A 26,672-nucleotide genomic window follows, 5' to 3' on the forward strand; every position below is an offset into this window, starting at 1 on the left:
GGGATGCGCCATGATATTCGTGCTAGTAGATTTTTTCACCTATGACTATCTGTGCGACGGCTTTTCCCAATATTTCATGTTGTGGTTCATCAAGGTGGATCCCATCAACTACGCTGGCTTGTGTGACTGAACCCGCATCGAAGTAGATTGCGGACATTTCTTCAGCTACTTTCTCAAGCTCGCCGGCCAATCCAATACAGCGCTTCTCCGCACCCTTGAATTTATTAGCGATAGCGCCTTTGGGTTCTGTAATACGCGGCGGTGCGATTATCAGCACTTTCGGTATAGGCATACCGGGTTCAACGGGAGATAGCCTGATTATGTTCACAAGCTTTGCTGTTCCTTGAGCGGAAAGCCACGCATCGTTCTCATGTGTGCACTGAAAATCATTTGTGCCCAGCATGAGAATCACAAGCCTCAAAGGAGAGTTCATTTCGATGACTTCTGATAACCCCTCCGAGCCGTTTCTCCCGTTCTTGAATGGATCAGGCCATGCGGTTCTGCGCCCATTTAGGCAATTCTCAACAACCCTGACCCTCTTACCCTCCTTCAGAAGAGCGTTCTCGAACACCCCGGGCCAGCGCTTTTCAAATACCAGCCGCTTTCGCGTATTGGGGATGATCCCCCATGTGAGACTGTCTGAATATATGAGTATCTGCTCCATCTTCTCCCTTCTAAAGTCACAATAAGCGGTGAACTTGTACCACTTTTGTTAAATTGTTTATTCCAATGGTCAAGTCAAAATGAATGGTTAGCCATAAAATGACTACCAAGCTTCAACCAAAATAATAAATGGGAACCATAAACAGCTCCAATCAAATGGAAGTAAATTAGTTACCGGTAAAATATTAATGTGCCAGGCTTATGGCTATTGTCCCTAGGACCTCACCGCCAATACAATCTGATTCCTGAGCGACTTCAGCAGATTGAGCCTCTTTTTATCGATCTCCAGACCGCGGGGGCTGGAGTGATCCGCGTAGATCAAACCCACCGCCCTGTTGTTGACTACCAGCGGAAAGAGCAGAAACGATCCGGCGCTGGAGATCTTCTTATACCATTCGGGAATATCAGCCTGGATCTTGTCTTCGGTGGTATCGGCAATATAGACATCGACGGCATTCTTCAATGCCCCGTGAAACACATCCACTTTGTAGGTCGTGGGGAAGTGGAATAACTTGACGAACTCTTCGGCGGTATCGCCAAAACCCAACCGGCCCACCATCTCACCCCGCTTGCGATCCAGTAACGCCAATACGACTCGCTGAAAACCCACCGCCCGATACATGGTTTCGAGCACTACGTTAAATATCTCGGACACACTATGGTTACCCACCAGCATGCCCGTCACCTCCTGCAGGCCATCCATGAGCAGGGTTTCGGCGTCTTCCGGGGTTGTTGGGGCAGCAACACCTGCCTCAGTGGTTTCGACTGTCTGGGTCCCCTCTTCATCCAGGATCTGGGTTTCACCCAGGCCATCTTTGTCTATCCCTTTGGGTTTGCTTTTTTCCACCCCCTTGTGGGATTGCAGATCCTCCGATTTGGCCGTGAGTTTTTTTACGAATTGATCCGATATGTCACTCGATATCGCCTTCGCAATCTCCTGAAACTCATCGATGGACTGGGTTGCGAAACGACTCACCTGCTTGTTTGTGATATTGAGGCCCTTGGCATATTTCTTTGTGATGGCCTCCATGGCGGATGTGTCGTCGAGCCCCGATTCGACCATCGCCGTCATGGCATCATCGGCGAAGGCAGTGACCAGACGCCTGCGCTCCAATCGATTCACGGGTTTATGCTCGCCCTGCCAGCACTTCATGCTATCGATCAGCGACTTGGGGAAATTCCACTGCCCGGCGATCTCGATACCGATCTTTTCATAACTCACACCCAATACCGCATGCTGTGCCGCGACTGCTTCCTTTCCCTCCACCTTGATCGAGCGTTCAATCTCCTTGGACTCGTCAGGCAGATAGAAAGCCACCAGCAGTTTACCCAGGTCGTTCAACAGACCGGTGAGGAAATAGGCCTCGGCTTCGGCCTGGTCGATCTCACCCGCCACCTTATGCGCCAGGGTTGCCCGAAACATTGCCGAAGAGACCAACTCCCGAAGGTGTTCGGCCTGCTGCTTGTTTTCGATATGTTCGAAAAAGATCAACGAGGCCGCCAGGGAGCGTATGGCTTGTGTACCCAGAACCACCACTGCCCGGGACACGGTTCCGATTCTGCCGGAAAAGCGTCCATAGTAGGCGGAGTTGACCACCTTCAGGATCTTGTTGGTGAGGGCAAAATCATTAACGATGACCCCCGCCATCTGATTCACATCCTTGTTGCTGGCATCGGCCATGGCATTGATACTTCGCACCGACTGGGACAAGGCGGGAAAATCACTCTTCCTTTTCATGCGCCGCAGCAGAAACTCCACGGTACCGCTGGCGTCCTCTTCGACACTCAGCTTTTCCCCTTTGTTGCCCCGCATCTCATTGAAGGTCTGCAACATCTCGGTTGCATCGCTATAGCGCAACACAGGATCTTTTTCGAGGGATTTGAGGATAAAACTGTCGAGCTTCTCATCCACTGCCGAGTTGAACTGGGAGGGTGGTTTGACCTCCAGCTTGAGTATTGCGTCGATAACGATCTGCTGCTTATGGCCACTGAAGACCGGCATACCGGTGAGCATCTCATCCAGAATCAGCCCCAGGGCAAACACATCCGCCTGGGGCCCGACCTCGCCCTTCTGGATATACTCCGGGGCAAGGTAACGGGGGGTGCCGATGAGCTGCTGATCCGGTCCCCTGGCTTCGGAGAGCTGGCGGGCGATACCGAAGTCCATGATCTTCGGCACCTTCTCCTTGTTGATAACGATATTCGCCGGTTTCAGATCCCGATGCACGATACCGGCCTTGTGGGCCTGACTCATACCTTCCAGCAGGCCTTGAAAGATCTGCAGCGCATCACCCAGTTCCAGAGGCTGGCCATTGATAAGATCCTTGAGCAGATCGCCTTGCGCATATTCGAACACCAGATAGGGGACCTGCTGGTGCTCACCTGCCTCATAGATGGAGACGATATTGGCATGCTGGAGCTTGCTCGCGGCCCGGGCCTCATCCTGAAATGCTGACTCCTGCAACGACTTGTTGAGCAGTTTTATCGCAACCTTGCGCTCCAGCTGGCTGTCATGGCAGAGATAGACAGTACCCTGGTTGCCCACGCCAAGTTGTTCACCAACCTGAAATCGCCCGATCTTTTTAGGCTTCATCACCTCTCCTGGATTATCCCCATGATACTTATCGGCCAGCCACTGAAAACCTGATGCCGATGCTGCGACCGGCGGTGGCCGCGGGGGAGTCGGAATGACCGCGCTAACAGGATGCCCTATCCAATAACCGGTTGATCAGGCTTGTGAGCATTCCCAGATCGATACTCGGCAGCCGGTCGATATCCTCACCTGTCTGAATACCCAGCAGGTGCAGTCGCACTGGCAAATCACCCAGTTGCCCGGCCAGGGCGATCGACTCGGCGACGCCAAAACCATGGCTGGAAGTCTGATACTCCAGCTGATGCAAGCGCTCAACATCAATCGTCATTACGCCTCCCGGTCTATCCGACAGGCGCACCGCATCGATAATCACAACCTGTTCTACACCTTGAAAATAGCTGACCAGTTGACTGCCGGGTCGATCGAGCTTGAGCAGCTCGCAATCCTGCAACTCCAATCCGGCAAGGTGATCAACCGCCAGCCAGGCCAGGCGATCGGCCCCAAAGGGTGAACCGACCCCTATGACCCGGGTCATCGGCGATGAACGTCGAGGGTGAGAAAGTGAGTGGCACAAGAGATACAGGGATCATAGTTGCGAATCACCTGTTCCGCCCGCAGCCGCAGGGCGTCGTCCGGATTGTGCAGACCGAACCGCTCCAGGGAGAGGCGGATGTCCTCTTCGATGCGTCCCTGATTCTGACTGGTGGGGGGTATGATGCGGGCATGCCGCACTATCCCCTGCTCATCCACATCGTAGCGGTGCCACAGGATACCCCGGGGCGCTTCGGTGCAACCGAAGGCATTACCCTCCCGGGGCTGAAGCGGGATATAGGGTTCATCGGGCAGACGATAGTTCTGCAGCAGCCGAATCGCTTCATACAGGGCCAGATGCAGCTCGATGGCCCGGGCCACGATACTGTGGAACATGTTGTGGCTGGGGAAATGTATCCCGCACTCGTCCAGGCTCTTGCGCACCGGTGGCGGCAACTGGTGGAAGTTGAGATTGATCCGGGCCAGGGGACCGACCAGGTAGGGACGTCCATCCAGGGTCGAATGCAGCGCCGTGGAGTGGGGTGACTGATGCTCCTGAAAAGAGCTCTCGTAGAAATTGATCTCCGTCTCGAGTCCCTGTCCCGAGATCAGATTACCCCGATTGATGGCGTACTCATCGGGGTGGCTCATGGCAACGCTGATGAAGGACTGTTCATCATCCGGAAAATCGAGCCCCGCCGTCCAACCCACCAGGGCCTCCGCAGCCGGCAGTGCCGCTTGCAGGCGGCGCAGCATGGAATCCACTTCATCCTGCCTCGGCGGCCGGTAGAAACCACCCACACGAACCCCCACCGGATGCACCGAACGACCGCCGAAGAGTGCAATCAGATCGTTACCCAGGGTCTGCAGTTCAAGGCCACGCCGCACCGCGTCCGGATAGTCGGACGCCATGGCGATAGCGGAATCGAAACCGAGAAAATCCGGGGCCGCCAGGAGATGGATATGCAGGGCATGGCTCTGCAGCCATTCGCCGCAATACATGGCACGTCGCATCTCCTCTAACCAGCCGGGGGGCTCCAGACCGAACAACTCCTCGAAGGCCTGCACCGCGCTCATCTGGTAGGCCACCGGGCAGATACCGCAGATGCGCGCCACCATATCGATCACCTGATCGCACTCGTAGCCCTCGACAAACTTCTCGAACAGCCGGGGTGGCTCGTAGATATGCAGGGCCAGGTTCTGGATGGCGCCGTCCGCAACATCGATCTTCAGGGCGCCTTCGCCCTCGACCCGGGTCAGCACCGGCACATGGATATGAATATCGCGTGTTGAATCATTCATGGGTGTTATCTTTCAGCCGCTCACCCGCCCGTTTGAAGGCAGGAGCGTGATTGGCAATAAAATGGAAGCGTCGCGCAATAGCGTCGCGGTCGAGGCCCAATTCGGCAAAACGCTTGGCCAGGGAGCGATCGTTGATCAGCTTCAGGGGTCCGTAACAGCTGTAACAACCCCGGCCTATGGATGGACAGAGTGCGCCGCACCCCGCCACAGTCACCGGCCCCATGCAGGGTTCACCCTTTGTGACCATGGTACAGACCACACCCAGGCGCTTGCATCCCATACAGACCGACCGGGTCTCCGGACGAGGTTTGACACCGTTCAGCAGGTCACGCAAGGCACCGATCACCTGGCGCGAATTGACCGGACAACCTGGGATCTCGAAATCGACCTTGACGTATTCGGAGATGGGATTGGAGCTCTCCAGCGCCTCTATGTAGTCGGGCCGATCATAGACCGCCGCCATCCAGGCGCCACGGTCGGTAAAATTGGCCAGTGCCTGCAACCCACCCACGGTGGCGCAGGCACCGATGGAGATCAGCAAACCGCTGTGCTCCCGCACCTGCTTGATGCGTTCGATATCCTCCGGGGTGGAGACGCTACCCTCCACCAGCGCAATGTCGGCATCAGCCACCGGATCGCTGGGACCGGCCTCGGCGAAATGCACGATATCCACCAGCTCCGGAAGCAGTAGCAACGGCTCACCCAGATTCAGCAGCGCCAGCTGACAGCCATCGCAGGAGCTGAATTTGTGGACCGCGAGCTTTGGTTTGGTGCCTGTCATGTCTATACTCCGTCCCATCTAATATGGAAGTTTTGAGTTATGAGTTTTTAGTTTTGAGTTAAATGTGTTCGCTTCGCTCACGTTGTATATCCCCTCACCCTGTCCCTCTCCCCAAGGGAGAGGGAATCGATGTGGTGCGGCTCCCCGCACACAACCAACTAAAAACTCATAACTCATAACTCATAACTCAAAACTCAAAACTCAAAACTCTTCAGTCAAAATCCTTTGGTCCCCAAGAAATCCGCCAGATCCGAATAACAGAACACCGGCCCGTCCTGGCAAACATAGTGAGGACCTATCTGGCAGTGGCCGCACTGTCCGATGCCGCACTGCATGTTGCGCTCCATACTGAACCAGATGCTGCCGTCGGCCAGGCCCATGTCGCGCAAACCGGCGATCGCTGCCAGCATCATCAGCTCCGGTCCGCACAGCATGGCGACGGTTCGATGGGGTCGTACCGAGATCTGACTCATCAATTCGGTAACCATTCCCTGCTGTCCCTTCCAGCCCTTGCCGGCGACATCCGCCGCCAGCAGGATATGCACGTCATGCAACTTCGCCCATTCGTCATACTGATCGCGCCAGATCAGATCATCCGAGTGCTTGACCCCCTGCAGGATATGGATACGACCGTAGTATTCGCGGCGACGCATGATGAACCGGATCACAGAGACCAGCGGGGCGCAGCCCAGTCCGCCGGTGATAAGCAGGATATCCTTGCCCTTCATCCGCGCCAGGGGCCAACCCCGGCCAAAGGGACCACGTATACCCACCCGGTCACCCGGTTGCAGCTTCGACATGCCCTCCGAGACACGACCCACCACCCGAATGGTGTGGTCGAAGTAGTGGTTGTCCAAGGGGTCGTTGACGATGGAGATGGGGATCTCTCCGACACCGAACAGGGTGACCATGTTGAACTGACCGGGATCGAATTCGTAGGCCTTTTGCACTTCCCAGTCGTACTGCAACCGCAGGGTGAAGATGGTTGGCGACTCCTGGATACGTTCGTCGATCACTGCGACATGTGGCATATGGGGATCAAACATCGAGACTGTCCTCCTCCAACACAGCTGTAACCTCCTGGGTCAGATCTATACCCACCGGACACCAGGCGATGCAACGACCACAACCGGTACACCCGATACGCCGCTGCTGTACCTGCCAGCCGGCCAATTTATGGGTCATCCATTGACGATAACGGTGTTTGATATTACTCCGGACCTGGAAGTGACCCATATCGCTATGGGTGGGACTGAAACAGGAGTCCCAATTACGCACCATCTCCGCCACATCGCCGGTCAGGGCCACCTCATGACCCACCTGATAGCAGAAGCAGGTGGGACAGACCGCGGTACAGTTGCCACAGGATAGGCAGCGCTCTGCAACCTGATCCCACTGAGCATGATCCAGCCGCTTGTAGAGTTGTTGCAGCGCTTCACTCCCGGGCAGCTTACGCTGCTGTTCGCTGGCCGCTTGATCGGTGGCCTGCAACATCGCCTCGAGCTGGGCATCATCGGCGGGCTGCAGTGCCAGTTGGCTGGTGATCGCCTCACCTTTTGCACTCAGGTGCCAGATCAGAAAACCCTCGTCGAGTTCGGCCATGCCGATGTCGTAACCGCCATCCAAGGCCGGCCCGTCACCGGTGGAGAGACAGAAGCAGGTGGAGGCGGAATGGGCGCAATCGACGCCGATCAGCAACAGGCTTTCACGGCGCTCCTTGTAATGGGGATCGGGGCGCATCTCCAGCTCGAAATGGTGATCCAGAATCGACAGTGCCGCCAGATCGCAGGCCCGCACACCGAGCACCGCGGTGTGTTTCACCTCCGGCAGGGTTCGATTGAAGGTGAAGGGATCGGCAATCTCCTGCCAGAGCACCTCACGGGGGGCGAAACAGAGTGGCTTCAAACCCTGGGGTCCGTGGTTCCAGTCGAAGAGCCGCGGACTCTCTCCGTGGTTTAACCGATAGTGCCCCGGCTGCTGGTCATTGGTCACACCCACAGGCAATGCGTCCGGGCCGTCAAGGGGCTCGAATTGAATCGCTCCGTCACGCACCCGTGGGCCCAATATCTTGTAACCGGACTGACTCAAAACTGTAAATAGTGTCTGCAATGACGAACGAGCTAAATAACCCGGACGTCTTTCGACCGCTGAGTGGTGCTGAGAATTCACACTGGATCCTTGAGACCGTTACTTGGTCATCACTGGAAAAAAAGCGTAAAGTTAAAAAAACGTGTTCGTACTGCTACAGAATTCGCAATGAAAGTCGCATTGTTCTTCGACTTAATTCTAGTCAAGGATTCAATGCTGGGTAGGTAAATTAAACACAAAACAAGCTGTACTATGACCTTCATCAATCATGGAAATCGGATGCACTGAAACGGAGCAAGGATAGGAGCGCACTGACCATCGACAGCTGTTATTGATCAACTCGGAAATTGTTATTGCCCCGGCAACCAGACCAGGAATTCAGGATATGCAAAAAGAGATGGTGACCATCGACGGTAACGAAGCCGCCGCCCATATCGCGCACCTCACCAATGAAGTCATCGCCATCTACCCGATCACCCCCGCATCACCCATGGGGGAGTGGTCCGATGAGTGGTCCGCCCGGGGGATAAAAAACATCTGGGGTTCGGTGCCGGACGTGATCGAGATGCAGAGCGAGGCCGGTGCCGCGGGAACCGTGCACGGGGCGTTGCAGGCGGGGTCCCTCTCCACCTCTTTTACCGCCTCCCAGGGCCTGCTGTTGATGATACCCAACATGTATAAGATCGCCGGTGAGCTGACCCCGACTGTTTTACATGTCTCGGCCCGTTCCCTGGCGGTTCAGGCCCTCTCCATCTTTGGTGACCACAGCGACGTCATGGCCTGCCGCGCCACCGGGTATGCCATGCTCTGCTCCGCCAGTGTGCAGGAGGTGGCGGACTTCGCCCTGATCGCCCAGGCGGCCAGCCTCGAAAGCCGTATCCCCTACCTCCACTTCTTCGATGGTTTTCGCACCTCCCACGAGGTCAACAAGATTCAACTGCCCCGGGAAGAGACCATCAGGGCGATGATCGACGAGGAGTGGATCATCGCCCACCGTGAACGGTCGCTCTCACCCGATCACCCGGTGATCCGCGGCACCTCGCAAAATCCCGATGTCTATTTCCAGGGCCGGGAAACTGTCAATCCCTTCTATGCCAAGGCGCCGGCAATCCTGCAATCCGCCATGCACAGATTCGCCCGCCTCAGCGGACGACAATACAGCCTGTTCGAATATCTGGGTGCAGAGCATCCTGAGCGGATTATCATGCTCATGGGTTCCGGCATCGGTGCAGCCCAGGAGGCGGTGGAGCACCTGGTTGCGGCAGGGGAAAAGGTGGGTATGGTCAAGGTACGCCTGTTCCGCCCATTCGCTGCAGAGCAGCTGTTGGATGCGGTACCCGATGGGGTGAAAAAGATCGCCGCGCTCGACCGCACCAAGGAGCCCGGCGCCGACGGCGAGCCGCTGTATAAGGATGTCCTGGGGGCCTTTGCCCAGGCCTATAACGAGGGACGCCGCGCTCACCTGCCACGCATCATCGGCGGACGTTACGGTCTCTCCTCCAAGGAGTTCACCCCGGCAATGGTGAAGGCCATCTTTGACGAGCTGGCAAAAGAGACACCGAGAAATCCTTTTACTGTCGGCATCATCGACGACCTCAGCAAGACCAGCCTGCCCTGGGACAGCAGTTTCCGTCCCGCCGCCTCGCAAGGTGTCACCGCCTGTCTCTTCTATGGCCTGGGAGCCGACGGCACCGTCTCCGCCAACAAGAACTCCATCAAGATCATCGGCGAACAGACCAAGAATCATGCCCAGGGCTATTTTCAGTATGACTCGAAAAAGTCGGGGGCGATAACCGTCTCGCATCTGCGCTTCGGTCCCGATCCGATCAACAGTACCTACCTCATCGGCAAGGACGAAGCCAGTTTCGTGGCCTGTCACCAACCCACCTTTCTCGGCCGCTACGAAATGCTCGAGATGGCACAGCCTGGTGGTGTGTTTCTGCTCAATACCAGTGCCGGCCCGAATCAGGTGTGGGATACCCTGCCGGGTAAGATGCAGCGGCAGATGCTCGACAAGGGATTGAGCCTCTACATCATCGATGCCTACGAAATCGCCGACAAGACCGGCATGGGACGGCGTATCAACACCATCATGCAGACCTGCTTCTTCGCCATCTCCGGCCTGCTGCAGCAGGATCTTGCCATCGAACTGATCAAGGAGGCGGTGAAAAAGAGCTATGGCCGCAAGGGTGCGCGCCTGCTGCAACGCAACTACGACGCTATCGATGCCGCCCTGGCGGGCCTGCATCAGGTTCCGCTGCCGGAGGCGACAACCAAGGAGGAGAGTCCCAAAGCCGTGGTACCTGCCGATGCGCCTGCCTTCGTGCAGCAGGTCACCTCCCTCATCATCGCCGGCCTGGGTGATGCGGTGCCGGTCAGCCTGATGCCCAACGATGGCACCTGGCCCCTGGGCACCACCGCCTATGAGAAACGCAATATCGCCCTGCAGCTGCCGAAGTGGGAGATGGATCTCTGCACCCACTGCGGCAAGTGTCCCCTGGTCTGTCCCCATGCCGCCATCCGCTCCAAGATCTTCCCCGAAGCCCTGACCGAGGATGCCCCCGACAGCTTCCTCCACACCCCGGTCAAGGGGGCCAAGGATTTCGAGCCGGGCAGCCACATCAGCTATCAGGTGGCGCCAGACGATTGCACCGGTTGCGGTCTCTGCGTGGAGATCTGCCCCATACGGGACAAGAAGAATCCACAGCGCAAGGCCCTCAACATGGTGGATGACGAGGCCTATCACCAACAGGAAAGGGGCAACTGGGAGTTCTTTCTCAGCCTGCCCGAATACGACCGGACCCGGCTCAAGGAGACCACCATCAAGGGATCCATGGTCATGCAACCCCTGTTCGAATTCTCCGGCGCCTGCGTCGGTTGCGGCGAGACCCCCTACATCAAACTGGCGACCCAGCTCTTCGGCGACCGTATGCTCATCGCCAACGCCACCGGCTGCTCATCGATCTACGGCGGCAACCTGCCCACCACCCCCTACACCACCAACCCGGAGGGCCGCGGCCCCACCTGGTCAAACTCCCTGTTCGAGGACAATGCGGAATTCGGTCTTGGCATGCGCATCGCCATCGATATGCAGCGGGATCAGGCAGTCACCCTGATCAACGGGATGCGGGACCAGCTGGGTGGCGAACTGAGCGATGCCCTGCTCAAGGCAGAACAGCAGAGCGAGGCCGAGATCTTCGAACAGCGTCAACGTATCGACACCTTGAAGCAGAAACTGGCGCAGATCGACACCCCTGAGGCGAAGCGCCTGCTGGCGGTGGCCGACAGCCTGGCAAAGAAAAGCGTCTGGCTGGTGGGGGGCGACGGCTGGGCCTACGACATCGGTTATGGCGGTGTGGACCATGTGTTCGCCGCCGGGCGCAACGTCAACATCCTGCTGCTGGATACGGAGACCTACTCCAACACCGGCGGCCAGACCTCCAAGGCCACCCCCCTGGGTGCCGTTGCCAAGTTCTCTGCCAGTGGCAAGCCGACCAACAAAAAGGATATCGCCCTGATGGCCATGGCCTACGGCAATGTCTACGTGGGACAGGTGGCATTCGGCGCCAAGGACATACAGACCCTGCGCATCTTTCTCGAGGCCGAATCCTACGACGGTCCCTCCCTGATCATCTGTTACTCTCCCTGCATCGCCCATGGGGTCGACCTGTCGAACAACATCCGACAGCAGGAGCTGGCGGTGGATTCGGGACATTGGCCCCTGTTCCGTTATGACCCGCGGCGTAGTGAAAAGGGTGAGAACCCGTTGAAAATGGACTCCAAGGAGCCATCCATCCCCTACCGGGATTTCGCCTCCACAGAGACCCGATTCAGCGTATTGGAACGTACCCACCCTGAGCACTCGGAACGCTTTCTGCGTCAGGCACAACAGCATATCAAGACCCGTTATCAACTTTATGAACAGTTGGCGAGATTGGCGGTGGGGGAGTCGGATGATTAGCTTATAAGCGACTAGAATGTATGAACCCCATTCCGGGATAACAAGAACAAACACCTTTAACAGGACAGTGACCAATGCCTGAATCAAGCTCAACACAAAACATGGCCGTCTTCTGCGACTTCGAGAACGTTGCATTGGGAGTACGCGATGCCAACTATGCGGCGTTTAATATTCAAAAGGTGTTGGAGCATCTGCTGCTCAAAGGCAATATCGTGTTTAAAAAGGCCTACTGCGATTGGGATCGTTACAAAGAGTTCAAGGCCGCCATGCACGAAGCGGCATTCGAACTGATAGAGATTCCCCACGTACGCCAGTCAGGCAAGAATTCGGCTGATATCCGGATGGTGGTTGACGCCCTGGATCTCTGCTACACAAAGCTTCATCTGGACACATTCGTCATTATCAGCGGAGACTCCGACTTCTCCCCACTCGTCAGCAAGTTGAGAGAAAACAACAAAATAGTAATTGGTGTCGGGGTTAAGAACTCCACATCAGACCTGCTTACCGCCAACTGCGATGAGTTTATCTTCTATGACGACCTGGTGAGAGAGAGTAAAAGGTCCAGCCAAAGCCGACGGAAAAGCTCCAGCAAACAGACGGTTAAAAAGAAAGCCTCAAAGAAGCAACCCAGTGAAGAGGAGAAGAGAAAGCAGGAGGCACTGGACCTGGTCGTCGCCACGGTAGAAGACCTGATCCAGGAACGTGGAGAAACAGGGAAGGTATGGGGTTCCATGGTCAAGCAAACCTTGAAGCGTCGTAAACCCGGTTTCAGCGAGCGATATCATGGCTTCAATACCTTCAACGCGCTACTCGAAGAGGCAAAGAAACGAAAATTAGTGATCTTGGAAGCCGATGAAAAATCCGGTGGCTACATGATCAAAAATGCCACCTAGTCAAAACCTAAGAACCTTATAAAATCAGCTTGCTGAGAAGGTCCAGATATTATTGTCAGATATCGCCTGATCGAATCAGTATTGATCCGTCATCCTCGAAGGATTCGCTCTGTATCAACTTTCTAGCCGCCTCTTGTATTACTGCACGATGGTGAGCGATACAACGCACCGGTGTGTCATCCATAACACCAAATTTATCTTCCAGGATATTCAACGACACTCTACAGAGTACACGCTCTTTGTTGACATCTGCTGCAACTGTTGCCATCTCTGTCATGCTGTTCCATGACTCATATCCGGGAAAATGGATCACTGTATCGTCTGAAACGGATATTCTTCTGTTGGTCCAAGTCATGATGAGGCCTGCTTACTGACGCCGCTCCATCCAATTGCGGCTATAGTATTTATGAAAGACGGCTTAATCCTTTAGTCTACAAGTCCACGATACGGTAATTATAGTTGAAGTCGTATCATATAGATTATTTATTTATCAGGGACCGGTCTCATTTTTAATTCATGCCTGATTTGTTGTTTAAAATTTAGCCATCACAGAAAATAACCGATTGCAATTCAGTAGCAAGCTGTATATGGTGAATTACCTGCAAGATCTTAGTCCTAACGCCTAACATTCGCTGTTTCCTCAATAGTTACACCCGAATCGTGCTTCATAGTGTTATCCAAGATTTGTGGTGAGTGTCCGCTCTTGGAGACGGATGAATTTTTATATTGATTGAGGTATTTAAAGATGTCTGAAAGACAAACCGGAACCGTCAAGTGGTTCGACAGTGCAAAAGGTTATGGATTTATCGAGCGCGAATCAGGAAAAGACCTGTTTGTGCATTTCCGCGCCATCGTTGGTGAAGGCCATCTCAACCTGGTAGACGGCCAAAAGGTCGAATTTACCGAAACCGCTGGCCAGAAAGGCCCTCAGGCGGAAAATGTAGTTCCCCTGTAACCTGTTGATTTTAAACATCCCCGCCTTATCTGAGGCGGGGTTCTATAGGCAGATTGGGATGGATAGAATCAGCCAATCAGCATTACATTACAAAGTTATTTGATTGATCACAGGCTCATCACTCAGCACTTTTGACTTGCTTTAACTCCCAAATAGCATCATGGGATTTCGCCCGTGTCACCAGAGATTGAGCGGTCTCGCCATCCCGAAGGTTAGCCCAGCGCGCCTGTATATTCAGCACATCGACCACACTGAAATCCGCTTCTCGAAGGGCATCCTGTAAACGCCACACAATCTCCTCCAATGTAGTGTGGTCCGTTCTTGGTAACATGATAATAAACTCCCCAACCCCCCAACGAGAGAGCAAGTCGACTTTGCGTAGTGCCTGTTTTACCGCTTTTGCAATCTCACGGAACACCCAGCGCAGCGCCTGCCGCCCATGGTTTTGAATTATCACCTCTTCACCTTCTATGGTAAGCATGATCAGACAGAGTGGCTCTTTGTATCGATTCGCCTTCTCTGCTGTGAAGTTCAACAGCTCTTGTAGAAAAGAGGCGCTGTAAAGACCCGACAGTTCATCCTGATAAGAGAGACTATCGGTTTCATGAAACAACCGTTTAGCGATGATGGTGGAAAGATTTTCATGAAATCTGGAAGCTATACGGGGATAGAGTCGAGCGATTCGATGGATACTTTCCCAGCGTAGTGACAATGCCTGCACATTACCGACAGCAACCACATCAGCCAATCGCTCCCGGTTGGTAACCAGCGATGACACGCCGAAAACACCACCAGGTTCATAGCTACTGACCAGATAGGTTGAGCCATCATGCCGGGTACGCCAGGCCTCGGCCTGACCCTTGAGCAGCACCAGCATGGTATCGTATGAAGTACCCTGCAGAAGAATCGCTTCGTCCGGTTCATACTCCCTGATATGACTCACTGCCACCAGTTTTCTGACCTGCCATGGCCGCATACCCTTAAGCAATTGGCATTTATCCAGGACATCTCTTCTCAGGTGTAGCGAGAGTAGATCCCATACGCTAATCAGGCGGGTGTTTCGCAGCATCAGTGGGATGAGCACAAAGGTCCCGAGCAAAGCCAGACACATGACCAAGGCGCTCAACAGGCCAAACAGGGTCACCGGGGGAAAGTTGGATAAGGTCAATGTGGCGAAGCCGGCAGCCAAGGCCAGTGCCGTGGTTATGATGGGGGTCGATTCCTGCTGGATGACCTGAACCAAGGCCTCCGATCCTGATCGGCAGTTTTTAGCCAGGCGTTGGTAACGCGCCATAAAATGCATGGTGTGATCGACACAGATACCTAAGGCGATGGCTCCCACCATGGTGGTGCCGGTATCCAATGCAATACCAAACATCCCCATGACACCGAATAACACCACAATCGGAAACAGATTGGCTATCACGGCTATCAAACCTGCTTTTATGTTCATGAACAGCAGGGCCACCAGGAGGAATATCACGAACAGCATCAGTAACAGTGACCTTGCCTGGCCGTCTGCCATGTAATCCACAGCCTGACTGTTAAGATAGCTGCTACCCGTGATCATCACATCCAAGGTCGGGTCCATCCATTGCTCGGCGTACTGCTTGACCTCGTCAACCGCCTCGTTCAGTTCATGGGATGAACTGATGGCGTGCCGGACCAGAACACGGGCTTGGCTGTAATCGGCTGAGACAAAGGCCGCCGCATTTACATGATCCAACAGGGACATATACTCCTTGACCACTTCATTACGCGCAGGGAGATAGATAGTACCGGGCCATTCACCATCGATACCGCTGTGGACCACACCAATGAAATCGGCAAATGAAAAGCTCTTGTCAAAATGACCTGTCTCGTCAAGATAGTCCTGGAGCCTATCCAGTTCCTCGAGATAAGGCACTTGCAGGAAGGTGCCTTGGGTTCCGCTCAGCACGATTGAGAGCGCATCCATTCCAGACAGGTTTTGATGCAGAAATTTGGCTTGCTGTGGTACTTCAGAACGGTGATCAAAGTAGTCCATTACATTGTTATTGACCTTGATCTGGGTTGCCCACAAGAGACAGACCGCCATCAACATCAGTACGGAGCCAATGATCGCTTTCGGATAGCGGGACAGCTGCTGATAGAGCCAGGTGGTAAATGACGCAAATGGGTAGTGGGTTGTAGAGAGTGTTTCCAGACCAAATTGCCGGGTTAGTTGCAGACAGGCCGGGACCAGGGTAATGGTGGCCAGGAAATTCATTGCCAATCCCAAGGCGGTGATCAGACCAAACTGTTGCAGCAGATCAATACGATTGAGGGAGATCGAAAGAAAACCCATAAAAGTGGTCACAAAGGTCAATACGATAGCTATCCCCATGTACTTTGCCATCAGTTTGATCGCCGCCAGATGCTTCTTTCCCTTGCGAATGGCAGCCTGGTACTCAGACAGCAAATGGATATCTTCGGTTGAACCCACGATGATCAGCAGGGCCGGCACAATCGAGGTCATGACATTTACCGGGATACCGAGGACCGCCATCAAACCCAAGATCCAAACCACACTCATGCCGGCGGTCAGTAACGGGATCATTGGGGCTAGCCAGTGGCGCTGGGTGAGCGCAAGGGTAACCACAAGCACCATCAGGGCGAGTGGTAGAATCAGGCGTTGATCGGAGCGGATCTGTTCTGAAATATCTTTCCGCACCGAGGGATCGCCCAAATGAAATACTTGCCGGAAGCGCTGTTGCAGAGGCTTAATCGCATCATCCAGTGCAAATGCAACCTCCTCATCAAAACCGCGATGGTAATGCTCCATGTCGAAAAACAGGTTGATCGCCATGACAGAGCCATTTCTGGAGAGCAGATTTCTTTCGATCAGGGGATTGATCAGTGCCGCTTGTATCAAAGCATCAGCGGCTTCACGGGTCTGTGGAATGGATTTCAGGTAGGGATCAGTATAGATATATCCATCCACTGTACGCAGATAATGCACCGAGAAGAGGCTGACGGTTCGGCTGACCTGAGGAATGGCCTGAATGTCCTTCAATGCCTGGCGGATGGCTGAAAGGTTCTCTGGTTCAAACAGATTTGGATCTTCCAGATAGATGACGGTGATATTTTCACTGCCGAAGGTGTCAATGGTGCGCTGGTATTCGGCGATAGCCGGGGGATTGTTGACCATCATCCCTTCGGCGGTGATCTCGACGCGTAAATCCGGCAAGCGGGTGATCGCGAGAAGCGTGATAGATCCAAGTACCAGTAGCACCCAGCCTGGATAGCGTGCAGCGGTTAGGATGATATTCATCATGCGTAGAGCTCCCCGCTCCGTCCGTAGATCAATATCCACTCAAAAGCTCAGCGGATCGTCTTACCGCAATTTATATTTACTCTTTTTGTATCACTTCCTAACTACTCAGCATGTCGTTTATTTACGTCATTAGTATAGTTCAATGTAATAACCCGAATATTGATTAAGAAGGCATTCAGTCGACGCTGAAGCTATTTAATTACCACATGAAATATATGGACTACATTGTATGGTTCCTTAAATACACCTTGCCGTAGCAACAAGGAATCAAAGCCTGCTGAATTGAAATTACTGGTGTTTAGGCGGGATACGGAAAGCCCTTAGCAATCTAAGAGTCCAATATCCCGTATAAATAAGAAAAACCACCAGCGCAACTAACAATGGGCCCTCATCAAGTCGCACCGGATCGGACAGATTTGCCTTGAGACTGAGCAAGCCCGTGAACAACATAAACATAAACAGTGCCGTGCCAAACTGCCACATATACTGGCTGAATTTTACAATGGCTTGAGAGTGGCGCTCTGGTCTAAGCCAGTAGTCACGATTTGGAAGACTGACCCATTTGGCAGGTACCAAAGCAAGCAGTCTCGGTGAAAAGTAAAGAGAGCAGAATAGGAGACAATGCACACCCAACATGATAAGTGTACCAGTCAGGCTTGAAGCCCATCCATCGGGCATCCCACCCTGACCGAAGTGAATCGCCACTCGATCCGGGAGCGTCACCAACGATACAAGGGCAAGCATCACATTAGCCAGGAAGCTCACAATGAAGGTAGTTCGCATTTTTCAAACAACCCAAAACCGCACATACATACGGCTAGAATACTAAATTCTAGAATGCGCTAAAAATATTCCTTGCCTTCATCTCGGTGGATATAGATCCTGAACATCAAGGATACGATGGTCGCTGACCCCACCATAACAGGATCACATACCCGAATTTTTATCCAATTGCACGGTAACTTTCACTTTGAAAGGCTCACGCGGCCCTTCTACACTAGGATTTATATTCCCATGTACGCTCTCCTGAGTCGTCGTATGCCCGGCGCCCCTGGCGGCCCATAGGGAAAGGATTTCCAACCTCGGTTTTGCATAATCCGCAGGGTATCTTAGTCCCGCAAATCAAATAGTTAGATATTTCATGGCTGACTGAGGACAAAGAAAACTGTGTTGTAAAAAAGTTTTCTTAAGAAGGATGTTGGAAGACTGCTTATTCGTTGCGGATTTCCAACAAGGTTGATTGTCCAGATAATGGAGAAGAGTGATGAAACACAGTCTCGAAGCAGATCTAAACGCCACGATAACCCGGGATGGTGACGGCACCATACGGGCAATCACTTTTGCTAACAACGGCTCGGCAACGCCGAGCAGCGCCTCGGCTAAATCCCATGTCCGCCAGTTCGCCGGTAAACTCGGCATCGACATCGCGGACCTGAGCGAGCTTGGCCGTAAAGCGAGCCATTTGGAGCCAAAAAAATCAGGCCCCTCCTTTCACCTTGCCGATGAAAAGACCTTCTTCGATACCACCACCTACGTCTATGCCCAGACCTATCTCGATACACCGGTCTGGGGCGCCGGGATCACGGCGACCAGAAATGAGGAAACCGGCCGCATCATCTCGATCGTCAACACGAGCAAAACGTGCATTGATGCCGAGCTACCCCCAGCCCGCGACATAAACCGCTACCGTAAGCTCTTCTCCGCCGGCGAGTCAGGCCCCGGGGCTGGGGAGGGCACATCGAAACAGGCGCTAGGCGCGGCAACAACCCAGCTTTCCGAGATTCTCGGCTCATGCCTCGACGGCTCCGGCAAGGGCAAGGACCGCGCGAAGCCCGAACTCATCTCCGGACGCTTCTACGTCTATCAGCTCGACCGGGCGCGGCGCCAGCATGACCATCCGGAGCCCGCGGAAAAGACGGAGAAATATCCCGCAGAGCCGATCGAGGAGGAACACCTCCCAACCCTGCCACTGGCGATGCTTCCCGACTCCCTCAAGGATGGCAGCTGGCATCTCGTGGCCGAACTTATCGTCCGGCTGCCCCACGAGGGACATCACATGAACTGGCGCTTCCTGGTCAGCGTCGCGACCGGGGAGATTCTCTATCTGCGGGCGCTCACCTCCCACGTGAACGGGCTCGTCTTCACCTACGATCCGATCATTTCCACAGGGGACACGGCAAACGACGCCAGCCAAAGCAATGCGGTGCTCAATCCGCTGCGGGACGACGTGGAGCTGCTCGGCCTGGACCCGGCCGTGGGCGGCACCCAATCGCTGACTGGCGAATACGTGCAAGTGATAAATGTGCACAATCCCAACATCCTACCACCCACCCAGCCCGATGGTGTGGATTTCGATTACGACGTGCGTACCGATGAGTTTCTCGCCGTCAATGCCTACTATAATAACGACCGCTTTTTCCGTCTGGTGGAGGAGTTGGGCTTTCCCCTCGATACCTATTTCGACGGCACCAGCTTTCCCATCAAGGTTGACCACAGGGGTTTCAGCGGCAGCAACAACGGCCATTGCTACGGTGACGGGGATGGCATCGAACACGCCTGCTACGGTCGCATCGACAACACCGGCGGGACGCCCACGGGCAATGCCTCGGACTGGTATCTGGTGCTCCACGAACTTGGCGGACACGGCATCCTCTACGACCATGTGAACACCGCGAACTTCGGCTTTGCACACAGCGCCGGGGACAGCTTCGGCATGATCCTGAACGACCCCTATTCCGGATGGCACAATGGCGGCAACAACGACCGTTTCATGCTCTGGCCCTACTCCAACCTGGGGCGGCGCTCAGACCGGGATCCCGCCGCCGGCTGGGGCTGGGGCGGCACCAATGATGTGGGCAGTTACTCCTCCGAGCAGATCCTGTCGACGACCCTGTTCCGCGCCTATCGCAGCATCGGCGGCGACTCCACGGCGCTGACCCGACGCGAATTCTCGGCCCATGTCATGACCTATCTCATGCTCCGCGCCGTCAGCACCCTCTCCCCTGCCACCAACCCAGGCTCCCCGGCAGGTTTCCTAGACGCGCTGTTAACCGCCGATGCGGGTGACTGGACCACCCGCGGCCTCTCGGGGGGCGCCTACGAGAAGGTGCTCGAATGGTCCTTCGAGAAACAGGATTTGAATGACGGCGACCCACCCCTCGTGGATGTCTATATCGACGACGGGCGCGGTGGCGAATACCAGTATCTCGCCGACCACCGGGCCACCGCAACCATCTGGAACCGACACCAGCCCGATGCGGGCGGCGCCCACCAGGATCCGGTGATCGGCACCAACTACGCCTATGTGCGGGTGAAGAACCGCGGCAGCTCCATCGCCAACCAGGTCAATGTCCGGGGCTTCCACTGCAAACCGCTTGAGGGACATGTCTGGCCCACCGACTTCAAGGCCATGGACACCCCGGAGATCGGCGCACCCACGATCCAGCCCAACGACGCCGAGGAGATCGTCGTCGGCCCCTTTGCCTGGGCGCCTAACCCGAACGAAGACGGCGATGACAGCATGATGATGGTGGTCTCGGCCGAGGGCGATCCGGACAATGCGGACAAATACCACGCGGGCCGCACCATCGAGGACTGGCGGCTCGTGCCCAACGACAACAACATCGCGATCCGGACCGTGCAACTCCGCCCGCGGCTTGTCACTGTGCTGCCCGACGATGGCGCCTTCATGAATGTCTGCGTCGGCACAGCGAAGGACATGATCCTGACCCTCTCCAATAGCGGATTCGGTATGCTCTCGATCACCAACATCACTTCCAATTCGGGGGAATTCGTTGCCCCCGGGGTCAACGCCTACCCGATCGTGATTGACTCGGGAGACAGCATCGACATCCCGATACGCTTCCAACCCACCTCGTTCGGCAACAAGACGGCGCTGATCACCGTCTTCTCCAACGACCCCGGCGGACCTCGCGTGCTCAGGGTCTCGGGCAAAGCGGCGCCGCCACGCCTGGTTTCGGTAATCGCTGACAATGGGGATTTCGGTAAGACCTGCGTCGGTGACTTCACCGACCGGCTATTGACCCTTTCCAACAGTGCCCCCTGTCCGCTGACGATCCAGAGCATCGCCACGTCGAGTGCCGAGTTCGTCCTGCCAAGCGTCCTCAGCTTCCCCATCGTGATCGGTGCGGGCGACAGCCTGCAAATCCCGATCCGGTTCCAGCCATCCGGCTTTGGCACCAAGGCGGGCACGCTCAAGATAAACAGTGACGATCCCCAGGGACCAAAGACGATCCAGGTCACTGGCACTGCGCCTCCGGGACGTCTATCGATCACCGGCTCAACCTGCATCGGCGGCGTCAAGGCCTGCTGCGCAGGCGAACGGACCCTCACTCTGACCAACGTCGGCCACTGCCCGCTACACGTGACGCATGTGGGCCTCGCGCGGCCGAGTAAGTACTGGAAGCTGGTCAACAACCCATTCCCTGCGACGCTGCAACCGGGGGCGAGCCTCGACATCCTGATACGCTACAAAGCCGAGGAGAAATGCCCGCGCGCCCAGGGACTGGTGATCAAGAGCGACGATCCGGAGAACCCGAAAACAACCCTCGACCTGCTCGCCTACACCGTCTGGGAAAAGGCTTCGGGTAAGGAGTGCGGCGAGTGCGGCTGCAGTGAGTGCTGTTGTGATCGCGGTTGTACGCCCCAAAGCATCGATGCCTGTTGCTTCGACGAGGATCGTGCCGAGGATGACGACGCCTGTTAAACCGTTCAGCGGGGACCGGGGCTGCACGGTCCCCGCAAAAGTCAAACTGTATTGCCAGTAATTGGAAAATCGCAATAATGAAAAGGAGCTATCTGACAATGAATAGACGAAGATCAGCGCTATGCTTTGCCTGATCGATTTTTTGTATAAGGCACAGTATCCGGCGCCACCGCACCCCCTGAGATGATGAAGTTCATCGCTTCATCGATACTCCAATCCGTCGACACAAGCTTCTCGATCGGTACTATCTCCAAATAGCCCGAGGTGGGATTCGGCGTGGTTGGCACATACACCGCCGCCAGCTCCTGACCACTGTTGTCATCCACCATGGTACGTGTCACGAATCCTACCGTCTTCATCTCGGGGGATGGGAATTCGATCAATACCACTTGTTGTACATTTTCCGGTTTATCCCCTAAAGCCGAAATGAGCTTCTTCACCAAGCCATAGACATTCTGAATCACCGGCAGGCGCTGCACGGTCGATTCGAAGATGTTGAGGATTCTCCGGCCGATCATTCGACTCGCGAACCAACCGACCAGATACAGACCCACCAGCATCAGGAAGACGGCCAGGGTGTTTTGAAACCATGGCTCAAGCAGCCATTGAGCAAGGGATGGATACTCGTTCCTGATACTGTGTGACAGTATCTTGACCCAAGGCGCACCCAACTTTGAAAGCTGATTGAATACATATTTGAAGACCAGCCAGGTGACCCAAAGCGGGATAAGGGTGATTACGCCGCTGATAAGATAGCGCTGGATATGCAGCGGTCTCGATTTTATCTCAGTCATAATAGGTTCAATATCGCTTAGGTACGTAGAGTGATGACGGCAATACCTGGCGTTCGTAATTGGGATTGAAAACACGATCCGGCAAGGTAATGGCGTCGTTGGGTATATCCTTGTAGGGGATCTGGTCGAGCAGGTGGTGGATGCAGTTCAAACGCGCACGTTTCTTATCATTGCCCTCCACGATGAACCAGGGCGCCTCGGGTATATTGGTGCGTGCAAGGGTCTCTTCCTTGGCCTTGGTGTAATCCTCCCAGCGCACCCTGGATTGAAGGTCCATGGGGCTTAGTTTCCACTGTTTGAGGGGATCGTGGACACGCATCAGAAAGCGCAACTGCTGCTCCTCGTCAGTGATGGAGAACCAGTATTTGATCAGGCGTATCCCCGACCTGACCAGGGAACGCTCGAAATCCGGGACATCCTGGAAAAACTGTTCCACCTGCTCTTGAGTCGCGAATTCCATCACCCGCTCGACCCCTGAGCGGTTATACCAGGAGCGATCAAACAGGGTGATCTCGCCTGCTGACGGCAGGTGGGCTGCGTAACGCTGGAAATACCATTGGGACTTCTCCTTTTCCGTGGGCTTACTCAAGGCCACAACGCGGCATACCCGGGGATTCAACCGTTGCGTGATACGCTTGATGACACCCCCCTTGCCGGCAGCGTCCCGCCCCTCAAAGACAATAACGACCTTCTCCCCGCTATGTTCAACCCAATCCTGTAGCTTGATCAGTTCCGCCTGCAGGGTCAGCAGCGCCTTGAAGTACTCCCTCCGATCCAGGGTCGGCGGATGCATTTTTTTATAGATGCGGCGCAACTCCATGGATAGGGCCGGCTCTGACATCTCAAGTTCATAGTCCTCGTCCAGGGCGTCCTCCAGCTCCGCCCGGAGCCAATCCATGCCCTCAAACTGGTTGTCTCTATCTGTCATCTTGTTGCTCCGCATTCATGAGATAAAAATATCACGGCTGCTCCCGGGGACTGTTACAATTCCATTGCACATATTACCTCAAGTACTATGTGGTACCGATAATGAAAGATATTCCCGTATACCTTCTGATTGACTCACCTAGTTCTTTGGACTTAGCTTAGAAACAGGGGTTTTCACACCACCGCGGATAACACTATGCAGCCCACTATCACTCGACACAACCAACCACACCATCCCCGGCAACAGTGTCGTAGATACTCGATAATTGGTTTCACCACCTTTGTGATAGCGGGTAAACTTCATGCTGCCGGGGATACCCTTAGTGTACATAGTGGAGACGACATTAGCGCCACCTTGGTCATTGCCTTGCTCATCTCCCTTAGCTTGGGGATTTTGATAATCACCTGGCTCGTTCTTTGGGGACGCAAGCAAGAGCATATTGGTGAGATGATGCTCTTTTGCATGAAGTTTTTATTGAGGTCGGATGATGTCACTCAACGCTGCGCCTCCGCCAAAGCACTGGGGGAGGCTCGCGACGTTGGCGCCTTGCTGGTGCTGGCGGATATTATTTCCGATGAGGAGGAGGCTGAAGAGGTCCACAAAGCGGCCAGAGAAGCCCTGCATGAGATGAGCCTGCATTCACGTAAACACCACGATGTGATTGCGGACCTGGAACTGAACATTGAACAGCAGGACTCTCAAGGCATCATCAATATAGTCAAAGACAACTTCGAACAGGACAAGAAAAGATATGCCCAAAGCGCATTCATCATCGGCCGTCACTACATGCGACTGGGACAATACCTGGAAGCACGTGAATGGTTGACCAAGGCAGAGTTCAGAAATCATAAATTCAACCTTTACGGCGACCGTATCGATTTCTGGATCGACAGTTGCAACTCTCGACTCCTGTCTGAAGCTGATGCCTCATTCGAGGCAGCCGACTATTATCAGGCAAAGGAGCACTATGCCGTCCTTGACCACGGCCTCAATGATGCGACAAAGCGGCAGTTTGCCATCTACCTGCGCATCAGCTGCGTCTACTGTAAACTACGGGACTACCGTAATGCCGATCAGGCTTTGTTACAGGCATTGGAAAACAATCATCAAACCGATTATGCGCTTGAACTTGCCCCGATGCTGCGGCAGTTGTTACAACCTGCCGGCAGCGAAATCAATGCAAAAAACAGACTCAAGGTTGTTGAAGCCAGACTGGATAAGCGTACCATTGAAATCATGCACGACCTGACAACACAGGAGTGTTCAGCTTAGGGCCTGTAGGGCCTGTTAACACTAATTCAAGAAGAAATAGAGAGACATGCCACTGCCGGCCAGGATGACGAAGGTCCTGACATAGGTCTGAGGCAACTGGCGGGAGAGATGGGCCGCCACATACCCGCCCACCAGGGTGCCAAACATGACCACAATCCCTGCGTACCAGGCGATGGCCCCATTAACGATAAACAGGGCGATGGCAATCAGCGACACCACGGATGATATGAGCAGTTTCAGTCCGTTCATGGCATTGATATCACCAAAACCCTCCAATGCCAGATAGCTGAGAATGATGATCCCCAAACCTGCATTGAAAAAACCGCCATAGACCGAGATCCCCAGCAACAGTAAAAGCAGCAACAGAGCGCCCAACAGGGAAGCGTGCGGATGTCCGGAGGCATATTGCTTCAAGGCTCGATTGATACGCCCGCCAAAGATGAACAACAGGGTGGCGAAGAGCAGCAGCCAGGGGATGGCTTGACGAAACACCGACTCCGGGGTAAGCAACAGCAATAACGCACCTGTACTGCCACCAACCAAGCTGACGATGATGAGTCGTGGCAACTGGGCGCGGTAAGCCAGCAGCTCCTTGCGCAGTGCATAGGCGCCGCTCATATAGCCCGCACAGGAGGCAAAGGTGTTGGTGGCATTGGCGCTGATGGGAGCTACACCGACAAACAGTAATGCGGGGAATGTGATAAAACTGCCACCGCCCGCAATGGCGTTGAGTACGCCACCGAAGAATCCTGCAGCGAACAGAAATAGCAGTTGGTAAGTCATGACCACCCGTTGCACCAAGTCGATCGATCGACTTTAGCTGATTCGCCAATCCATGCATAGCGCAATAGGATAAACCTAAATAGTGCCCATCCGGAAATTGCAACTCTCGTCATTCCGGCGAATGCCGGAATCTAGTAACTCATTAATTTCTCTGGATCCCGGCATTTGCCGGGATGACGTGTTTTTAAAAAAGACTGTATTTCTGGATGGGCACTAAATAATATCTTGCGGTGGCGTGAGACGACTTTTAATTGCTCACACCAACCATTGGATCAGACACGCTTCCAACATCAGCCCGCCAGTTGGAAAAGACCCAGTTGACAGCTTCGATCACTCTCTCCGGTTCGTCCTTATGCACATAGTGCCCCCCATGCTCTGCAATCAGGCGCCTGCTGCGGCCACTCAATTCTGACAAATCCTCCTGCATCTCCGACCATAACGCCCGCCAGGCCGCCGACGTCATACCACGATCCGGCGCCCTGCTGATCACCGCCAAGGGCTTGTCACCCATGGTGACGGGCATTCTTGTGGATTGCGCGGCCTGGTACTCTTCGAGGGCATGGGAGGGAAGCAGGGCCTGCATCAGATGCGGCATGTTGCAGCCACTAAGCCCTCTCTCAAGACAGGCCTGGGTGGTCATGGGATGCCGCCCATCCACCAGCACTACACCAGCCACCTCATCCGGATAACGCTCGACGAAATTGAGGACATAGAGTCCACCCAAAGAGTGCCCAACCAGCAGATAGGGAGGTCGATGCCCCGTCCGCTTCAGTAAGTGGCGCAGATCATCCACGACCTGTTGCGGCGTTCGCAGTCTATCCGTTGCACTACTGGGGAAATACCCCGGCCGACTGTAGGCAAAGACCCTGGTGATTTCCGACAGCTCATCCATGATCCCGTCCCAGCTCGCCATACCGTCACCCAGCCCCGCTTCCAGAACGATGGTTGCCGGTCCTTGACCAAGCGAGGCATAACCAATCCGTGTACCCTCTATCGATTGATGTTTGACATTACGCAGTGTTGTGCAAGCCGTCAGCAGACAGACACAGATCAATGCCATTACAAAGCCATTCAAAAGTCGCACTGTCATCTCTTCACCTTTTCATT

General features: G+C 54.6%; 19 protein-coding genes. 5 read left to right on the top strand and 14 right to left on the bottom strand.

Going from position 1 to position 26,672, the window contains the following annotated elements:
- Nucleotides 1-22: 22 nt before the first annotated feature.
- From R2K28_RS16220 to R2K28_RS16250, 7 genes are all read right to left on the bottom strand, one after another.
- On the bottom strand, nt 23-664 hold the full coding sequence (locus R2K28_RS16220) for an SGNH/GDSL hydrolase family protein (RefSeq protein WP_316366068.1): 642 nt from the start codon (nt 662-664) through the stop codon (nt 23-25).
- Nucleotides 665-877: 213 nt separating this feature from the next.
- Nucleotides 878-3,256, bottom strand: coding sequence for a protein kinase domain-containing protein (locus R2K28_RS16225; protein WP_316366070.1), 2,379 nt, complete (start codon nt 3,254-3,256; stop codon nt 878-880).
- A 103-nt stretch (nt 3,257-3,359) separates the two neighbouring features.
- Nucleotides 3,360-3,791 (bottom strand): hydrogenase maturation protease, encoded by a 432-nt coding sequence (locus R2K28_RS16230; RefSeq protein WP_316366073.1) that lies wholly within the window; start codon nt 3,789-3,791, stop codon nt 3,360-3,362.
- Complete coding sequence (locus tag R2K28_RS16235) at nt 3,788-5,089, bottom strand: Ni/Fe hydrogenase subunit alpha (protein ID WP_116445365.1); 1,302 nt, start codon at nt 5,087-5,089, stop codon at nt 3,788-3,790. Before R2K28_RS16235 ends, R2K28_RS16230 begins: the two co-directional genes overlap by 4 nt.
- Complete coding sequence (locus R2K28_RS16240) at nt 5,082-5,870, bottom strand: sulfhydrogenase subunit delta (protein ID WP_316366076.1); 789 nt, start codon at nt 5,868-5,870, stop codon at nt 5,082-5,084. The genes R2K28_RS16235 and R2K28_RS16240 overlap by 8 nt, the downstream gene beginning before the upstream one ends.
- A gap of 215 nt (nt 5,871-6,085) precedes the next feature.
- Complete coding sequence (locus R2K28_RS16245; protein ID WP_316366078.1) at nt 6,086-6,916, bottom strand: FAD/NAD(P)-binding protein; 831 nt, start codon at nt 6,914-6,916, stop codon at nt 6,086-6,088.
- Complete coding sequence (locus tag R2K28_RS16250) at nt 6,909-7,958, bottom strand: 4Fe-4S dicluster domain-containing protein (RefSeq protein ID WP_316366080.1); 1,050 nt, start codon at nt 7,956-7,958, stop codon at nt 6,909-6,911. Before R2K28_RS16250 ends, R2K28_RS16245 begins: the two co-directional genes overlap by 8 nt.
- Nucleotides 7,959-8,343: 385 nt before the next feature.
- Here R2K28_RS16250 and nifJ point away from each other — a divergent pair, with 385 nt between their 5' ends.
- Together nifJ and R2K28_RS16260 are read left to right on the top strand one after the other, a co-directional pair.
- The gene (gene nifJ, locus R2K28_RS16255; RefSeq protein ID WP_316366082.1) at nt 8,344-11,919 is read left to right on the top strand and encodes a pyruvate:ferredoxin (flavodoxin) oxidoreductase; all 3,576 of its coding nucleotides are present in this window, start codon (nt 8,344-8,346) and stop codon (nt 11,917-11,919) included.
- Nucleotides 11,920-11,993: 74 nt separating this feature from the next.
- The gene (locus R2K28_RS16260) at nt 11,994-12,812 is read left to right on the top strand and encodes an NYN domain-containing protein (protein WP_316366084.1); all 819 of its coding nucleotides are present in this window, start codon (nt 11,994-11,996) and stop codon (nt 12,810-12,812) included.
- A gap of 55 nt (nt 12,813-12,867) precedes the next feature.
- Here R2K28_RS16260 and R2K28_RS16265 read toward each other — a convergent pair whose 3' ends face one another.
- Nucleotides 12,868-13,167, bottom strand: a complete 300-nt coding sequence (locus R2K28_RS16265) for a DUF1488 family protein (RefSeq protein WP_316366085.1) — start codon at nt 13,165-13,167, stop codon at nt 12,868-12,870.
- A 390-nt stretch (nt 13,168-13,557) separates the two neighbouring features.
- Here R2K28_RS16265 and R2K28_RS16270 point away from each other — a divergent pair, with 390 nt between their 5' ends.
- Nucleotides 13,558-13,767 (top strand): cold-shock protein, encoded by a 210-nt coding sequence (locus tag R2K28_RS16270; RefSeq protein ID WP_116445358.1) that lies wholly within the window; start codon nt 13,558-13,560, stop codon nt 13,765-13,767.
- Nucleotides 13,768-13,885: 118 nt separating this feature from the next.
- On the opposite strand, the gene R2K28_RS16275 is transcribed toward R2K28_RS16270, so the two are convergent.
- Together R2K28_RS16275 and R2K28_RS16280 are read right to left on the bottom strand one after the other, a co-directional pair.
- Nucleotides 13,886-17,062: an MMPL family transporter gene (locus R2K28_RS16275; RefSeq protein ID WP_316366086.1), complete on the bottom strand. Its 3,177-nt coding sequence runs from the start codon at nt 17,060-17,062 to the stop codon at nt 13,886-13,888.
- Between the two features lie 288 nt (nt 17,063-17,350).
- Entirely contained in the window at nt 17,351-17,845 is a 495-nt protein-coding gene (locus tag R2K28_RS16280; RefSeq protein WP_316366088.1) for a DUF1648 domain-containing protein, read from the bottom strand.
- Nucleotides 17,846-18,326: 481 nt separating this feature from the next.
- Between R2K28_RS16280 and R2K28_RS16285 the strand changes: the two genes are divergently transcribed.
- Complete coding sequence (locus R2K28_RS16285; RefSeq protein ID WP_316366089.1) at nt 18,327-21,788, top strand: choice-of-anchor D domain-containing protein; 3,462 nt, start codon at nt 18,327-18,329, stop codon at nt 21,786-21,788.
- A gap of 119 nt (nt 21,789-21,907) precedes the next feature.
- On the opposite strand, the gene R2K28_RS16290 is transcribed toward R2K28_RS16285, so the two are convergent.
- Together R2K28_RS16290 and ppk2 are read right to left on the bottom strand one after the other, a co-directional pair.
- Nucleotides 21,908-22,582, bottom strand: coding sequence for a DUF502 domain-containing protein (locus R2K28_RS16290; protein ID WP_316366090.1), 675 nt, complete (start codon nt 22,580-22,582; stop codon nt 21,908-21,910).
- A gap of 7 nt (nt 22,583-22,589) precedes the next feature.
- The gene (gene ppk2, locus R2K28_RS16295) at nt 22,590-23,510 is read right to left on the bottom strand and encodes a polyphosphate kinase 2 (protein ID WP_316366092.1); all 921 of its coding nucleotides are present in this window, start codon (nt 23,508-23,510) and stop codon (nt 22,590-22,592) included.
- A gap of 195 nt (nt 23,511-23,705) precedes the next feature.
- Between ppk2 and R2K28_RS16300 the strand changes: the two genes are divergently transcribed.
- The gene (locus tag R2K28_RS16300) at nt 23,706-24,782 is read left to right on the top strand and encodes a hypothetical protein (protein ID WP_316366093.1); all 1,077 of its coding nucleotides are present in this window, start codon (nt 23,706-23,708) and stop codon (nt 24,780-24,782) included.
- Nucleotides 24,783-24,803: 21 nt separating this feature from the next.
- Here R2K28_RS16300 and R2K28_RS16305 read toward each other — a convergent pair whose 3' ends face one another.
- Both R2K28_RS16305 and R2K28_RS16310 read right to left on the bottom strand, forming a co-directional pair.
- Nucleotides 24,804-25,565 (bottom strand): sulfite exporter TauE/SafE family protein, encoded by a 762-nt coding sequence (locus R2K28_RS16305; RefSeq protein WP_316366095.1) that lies wholly within the window; start codon nt 25,563-25,565, stop codon nt 24,804-24,806.
- 247 nt (nt 25,566-25,812) lie between these two features.
- Nucleotides 25,813-26,655, bottom strand: coding sequence for an alpha/beta fold hydrolase (locus tag R2K28_RS16310; protein ID WP_316366096.1), 843 nt, complete (start codon nt 26,653-26,655; stop codon nt 25,813-25,815).
- Nucleotides 26,656-26,672: the final 17 nt, after the last annotated feature.

The organism is Candidatus Thiodiazotropha sp. CDECU1, assembly GCF_963455295.1.
Taxonomy (GTDB): domain Bacteria; phylum Pseudomonadota; class Gammaproteobacteria; order Chromatiales; family Chromatiaceae; genus Thiodiazotropha.

What these genes read in the sequence shown, in the direction of transcription:
- R2K28_RS16220 (WP_316366068.1), bottom strand. Translation starts at nt 664, where the DNA reads ATGGAGCAGATACTCATATATTCAGACAGTCTCACATGGGGGATCATC.
- R2K28_RS16225 (WP_316366070.1), bottom strand. Translation starts at nt 3,256, where the DNA reads ATGAAGCCTAAAAAGATCGGGCGATTTCAGGTTGGTGAACAACTTGGC.
- R2K28_RS16230 (WP_316366073.1), bottom strand. Translation starts at nt 3,791, where the DNA reads ATGACCCGGGTCATAGGGGTCGGTTCACCCTTTGGGGCCGATCGCCTG.
- R2K28_RS16235 (WP_116445365.1), bottom strand. Translation starts at nt 5,089, where the DNA reads ATGAATGATTCAACACGCGATATTCATATCCATGTGCCGGTGCTGACC.
- R2K28_RS16240 (WP_316366076.1), bottom strand. Translation starts at nt 5,870, where the DNA reads ATGACAGGCACCAAACCAAAGCTCGCGGTCCACAAATTCAGCTCCTGC.
- R2K28_RS16245 (WP_316366078.1), bottom strand. Translation starts at nt 6,916, where the DNA reads ATGTTTGATCCCCATATGCCACATGTCGCAGTGATCGACGAACGTATC.
- nifJ (WP_316366082.1), top strand. Translation starts at nt 8,344, where the DNA reads ATGCAAAAAGAGATGGTGACCATCGACGGTAACGAAGCCGCCGCCCAT.
- R2K28_RS16260 (WP_316366084.1), top strand. Translation starts at nt 11,994, where the DNA reads ATGCCTGAATCAAGCTCAACACAAAACATGGCCGTCTTCTGCGACTTC.
- R2K28_RS16265 (WP_316366085.1), bottom strand. Translation starts at nt 13,167, where the DNA reads ATGACTTGGACCAACAGAAGAATATCCGTTTCAGACGATACAGTGATC.
- R2K28_RS16270 (WP_116445358.1), top strand. Translation starts at nt 13,558, where the DNA reads ATGTCTGAAAGACAAACCGGAACCGTCAAGTGGTTCGACAGTGCAAAA.
- R2K28_RS16275 (WP_316366086.1), bottom strand. Translation starts at nt 17,062, where the DNA reads ATGATGAATATCATCCTAACCGCTGCACGCTATCCAGGCTGGGTGCTA.
- R2K28_RS16280 (WP_316366088.1), bottom strand. Translation starts at nt 17,845, where the DNA reads ATGCGAACTACCTTCATTGTGAGCTTCCTGGCTAATGTGATGCTTGCC.
- R2K28_RS16285 (WP_316366089.1), top strand. Translation starts at nt 18,327, where the DNA reads ATGAAACACAGTCTCGAAGCAGATCTAAACGCCACGATAACCCGGGAT.
- R2K28_RS16290 (WP_316366090.1), bottom strand. Translation starts at nt 22,582, where the DNA reads ATGACTGAGATAAAATCGAGACCGCTGCATATCCAGCGCTATCTTATC.
- ppk2 (WP_316366092.1), bottom strand. Translation starts at nt 23,510, where the DNA reads ATGACAGATAGAGACAACCAGTTTGAGGGCATGGATTGGCTCCGGGCG.
- R2K28_RS16300 (WP_316366093.1), top strand. Translation starts at nt 23,706, where the DNA reads ATGCAGCCCACTATCACTCGACACAACCAACCACACCATCCCCGGCAA.
- R2K28_RS16305 (WP_316366095.1), bottom strand. Translation starts at nt 25,565, where the DNA reads ATGACTTACCAACTGCTATTTCTGTTCGCTGCAGGATTCTTCGGTGGC.
- R2K28_RS16310 (WP_316366096.1), bottom strand. Translation starts at nt 26,655, where the DNA reads ATGACAGTGCGACTTTTGAATGGCTTTGTAATGGCATTGATCTGTGTC.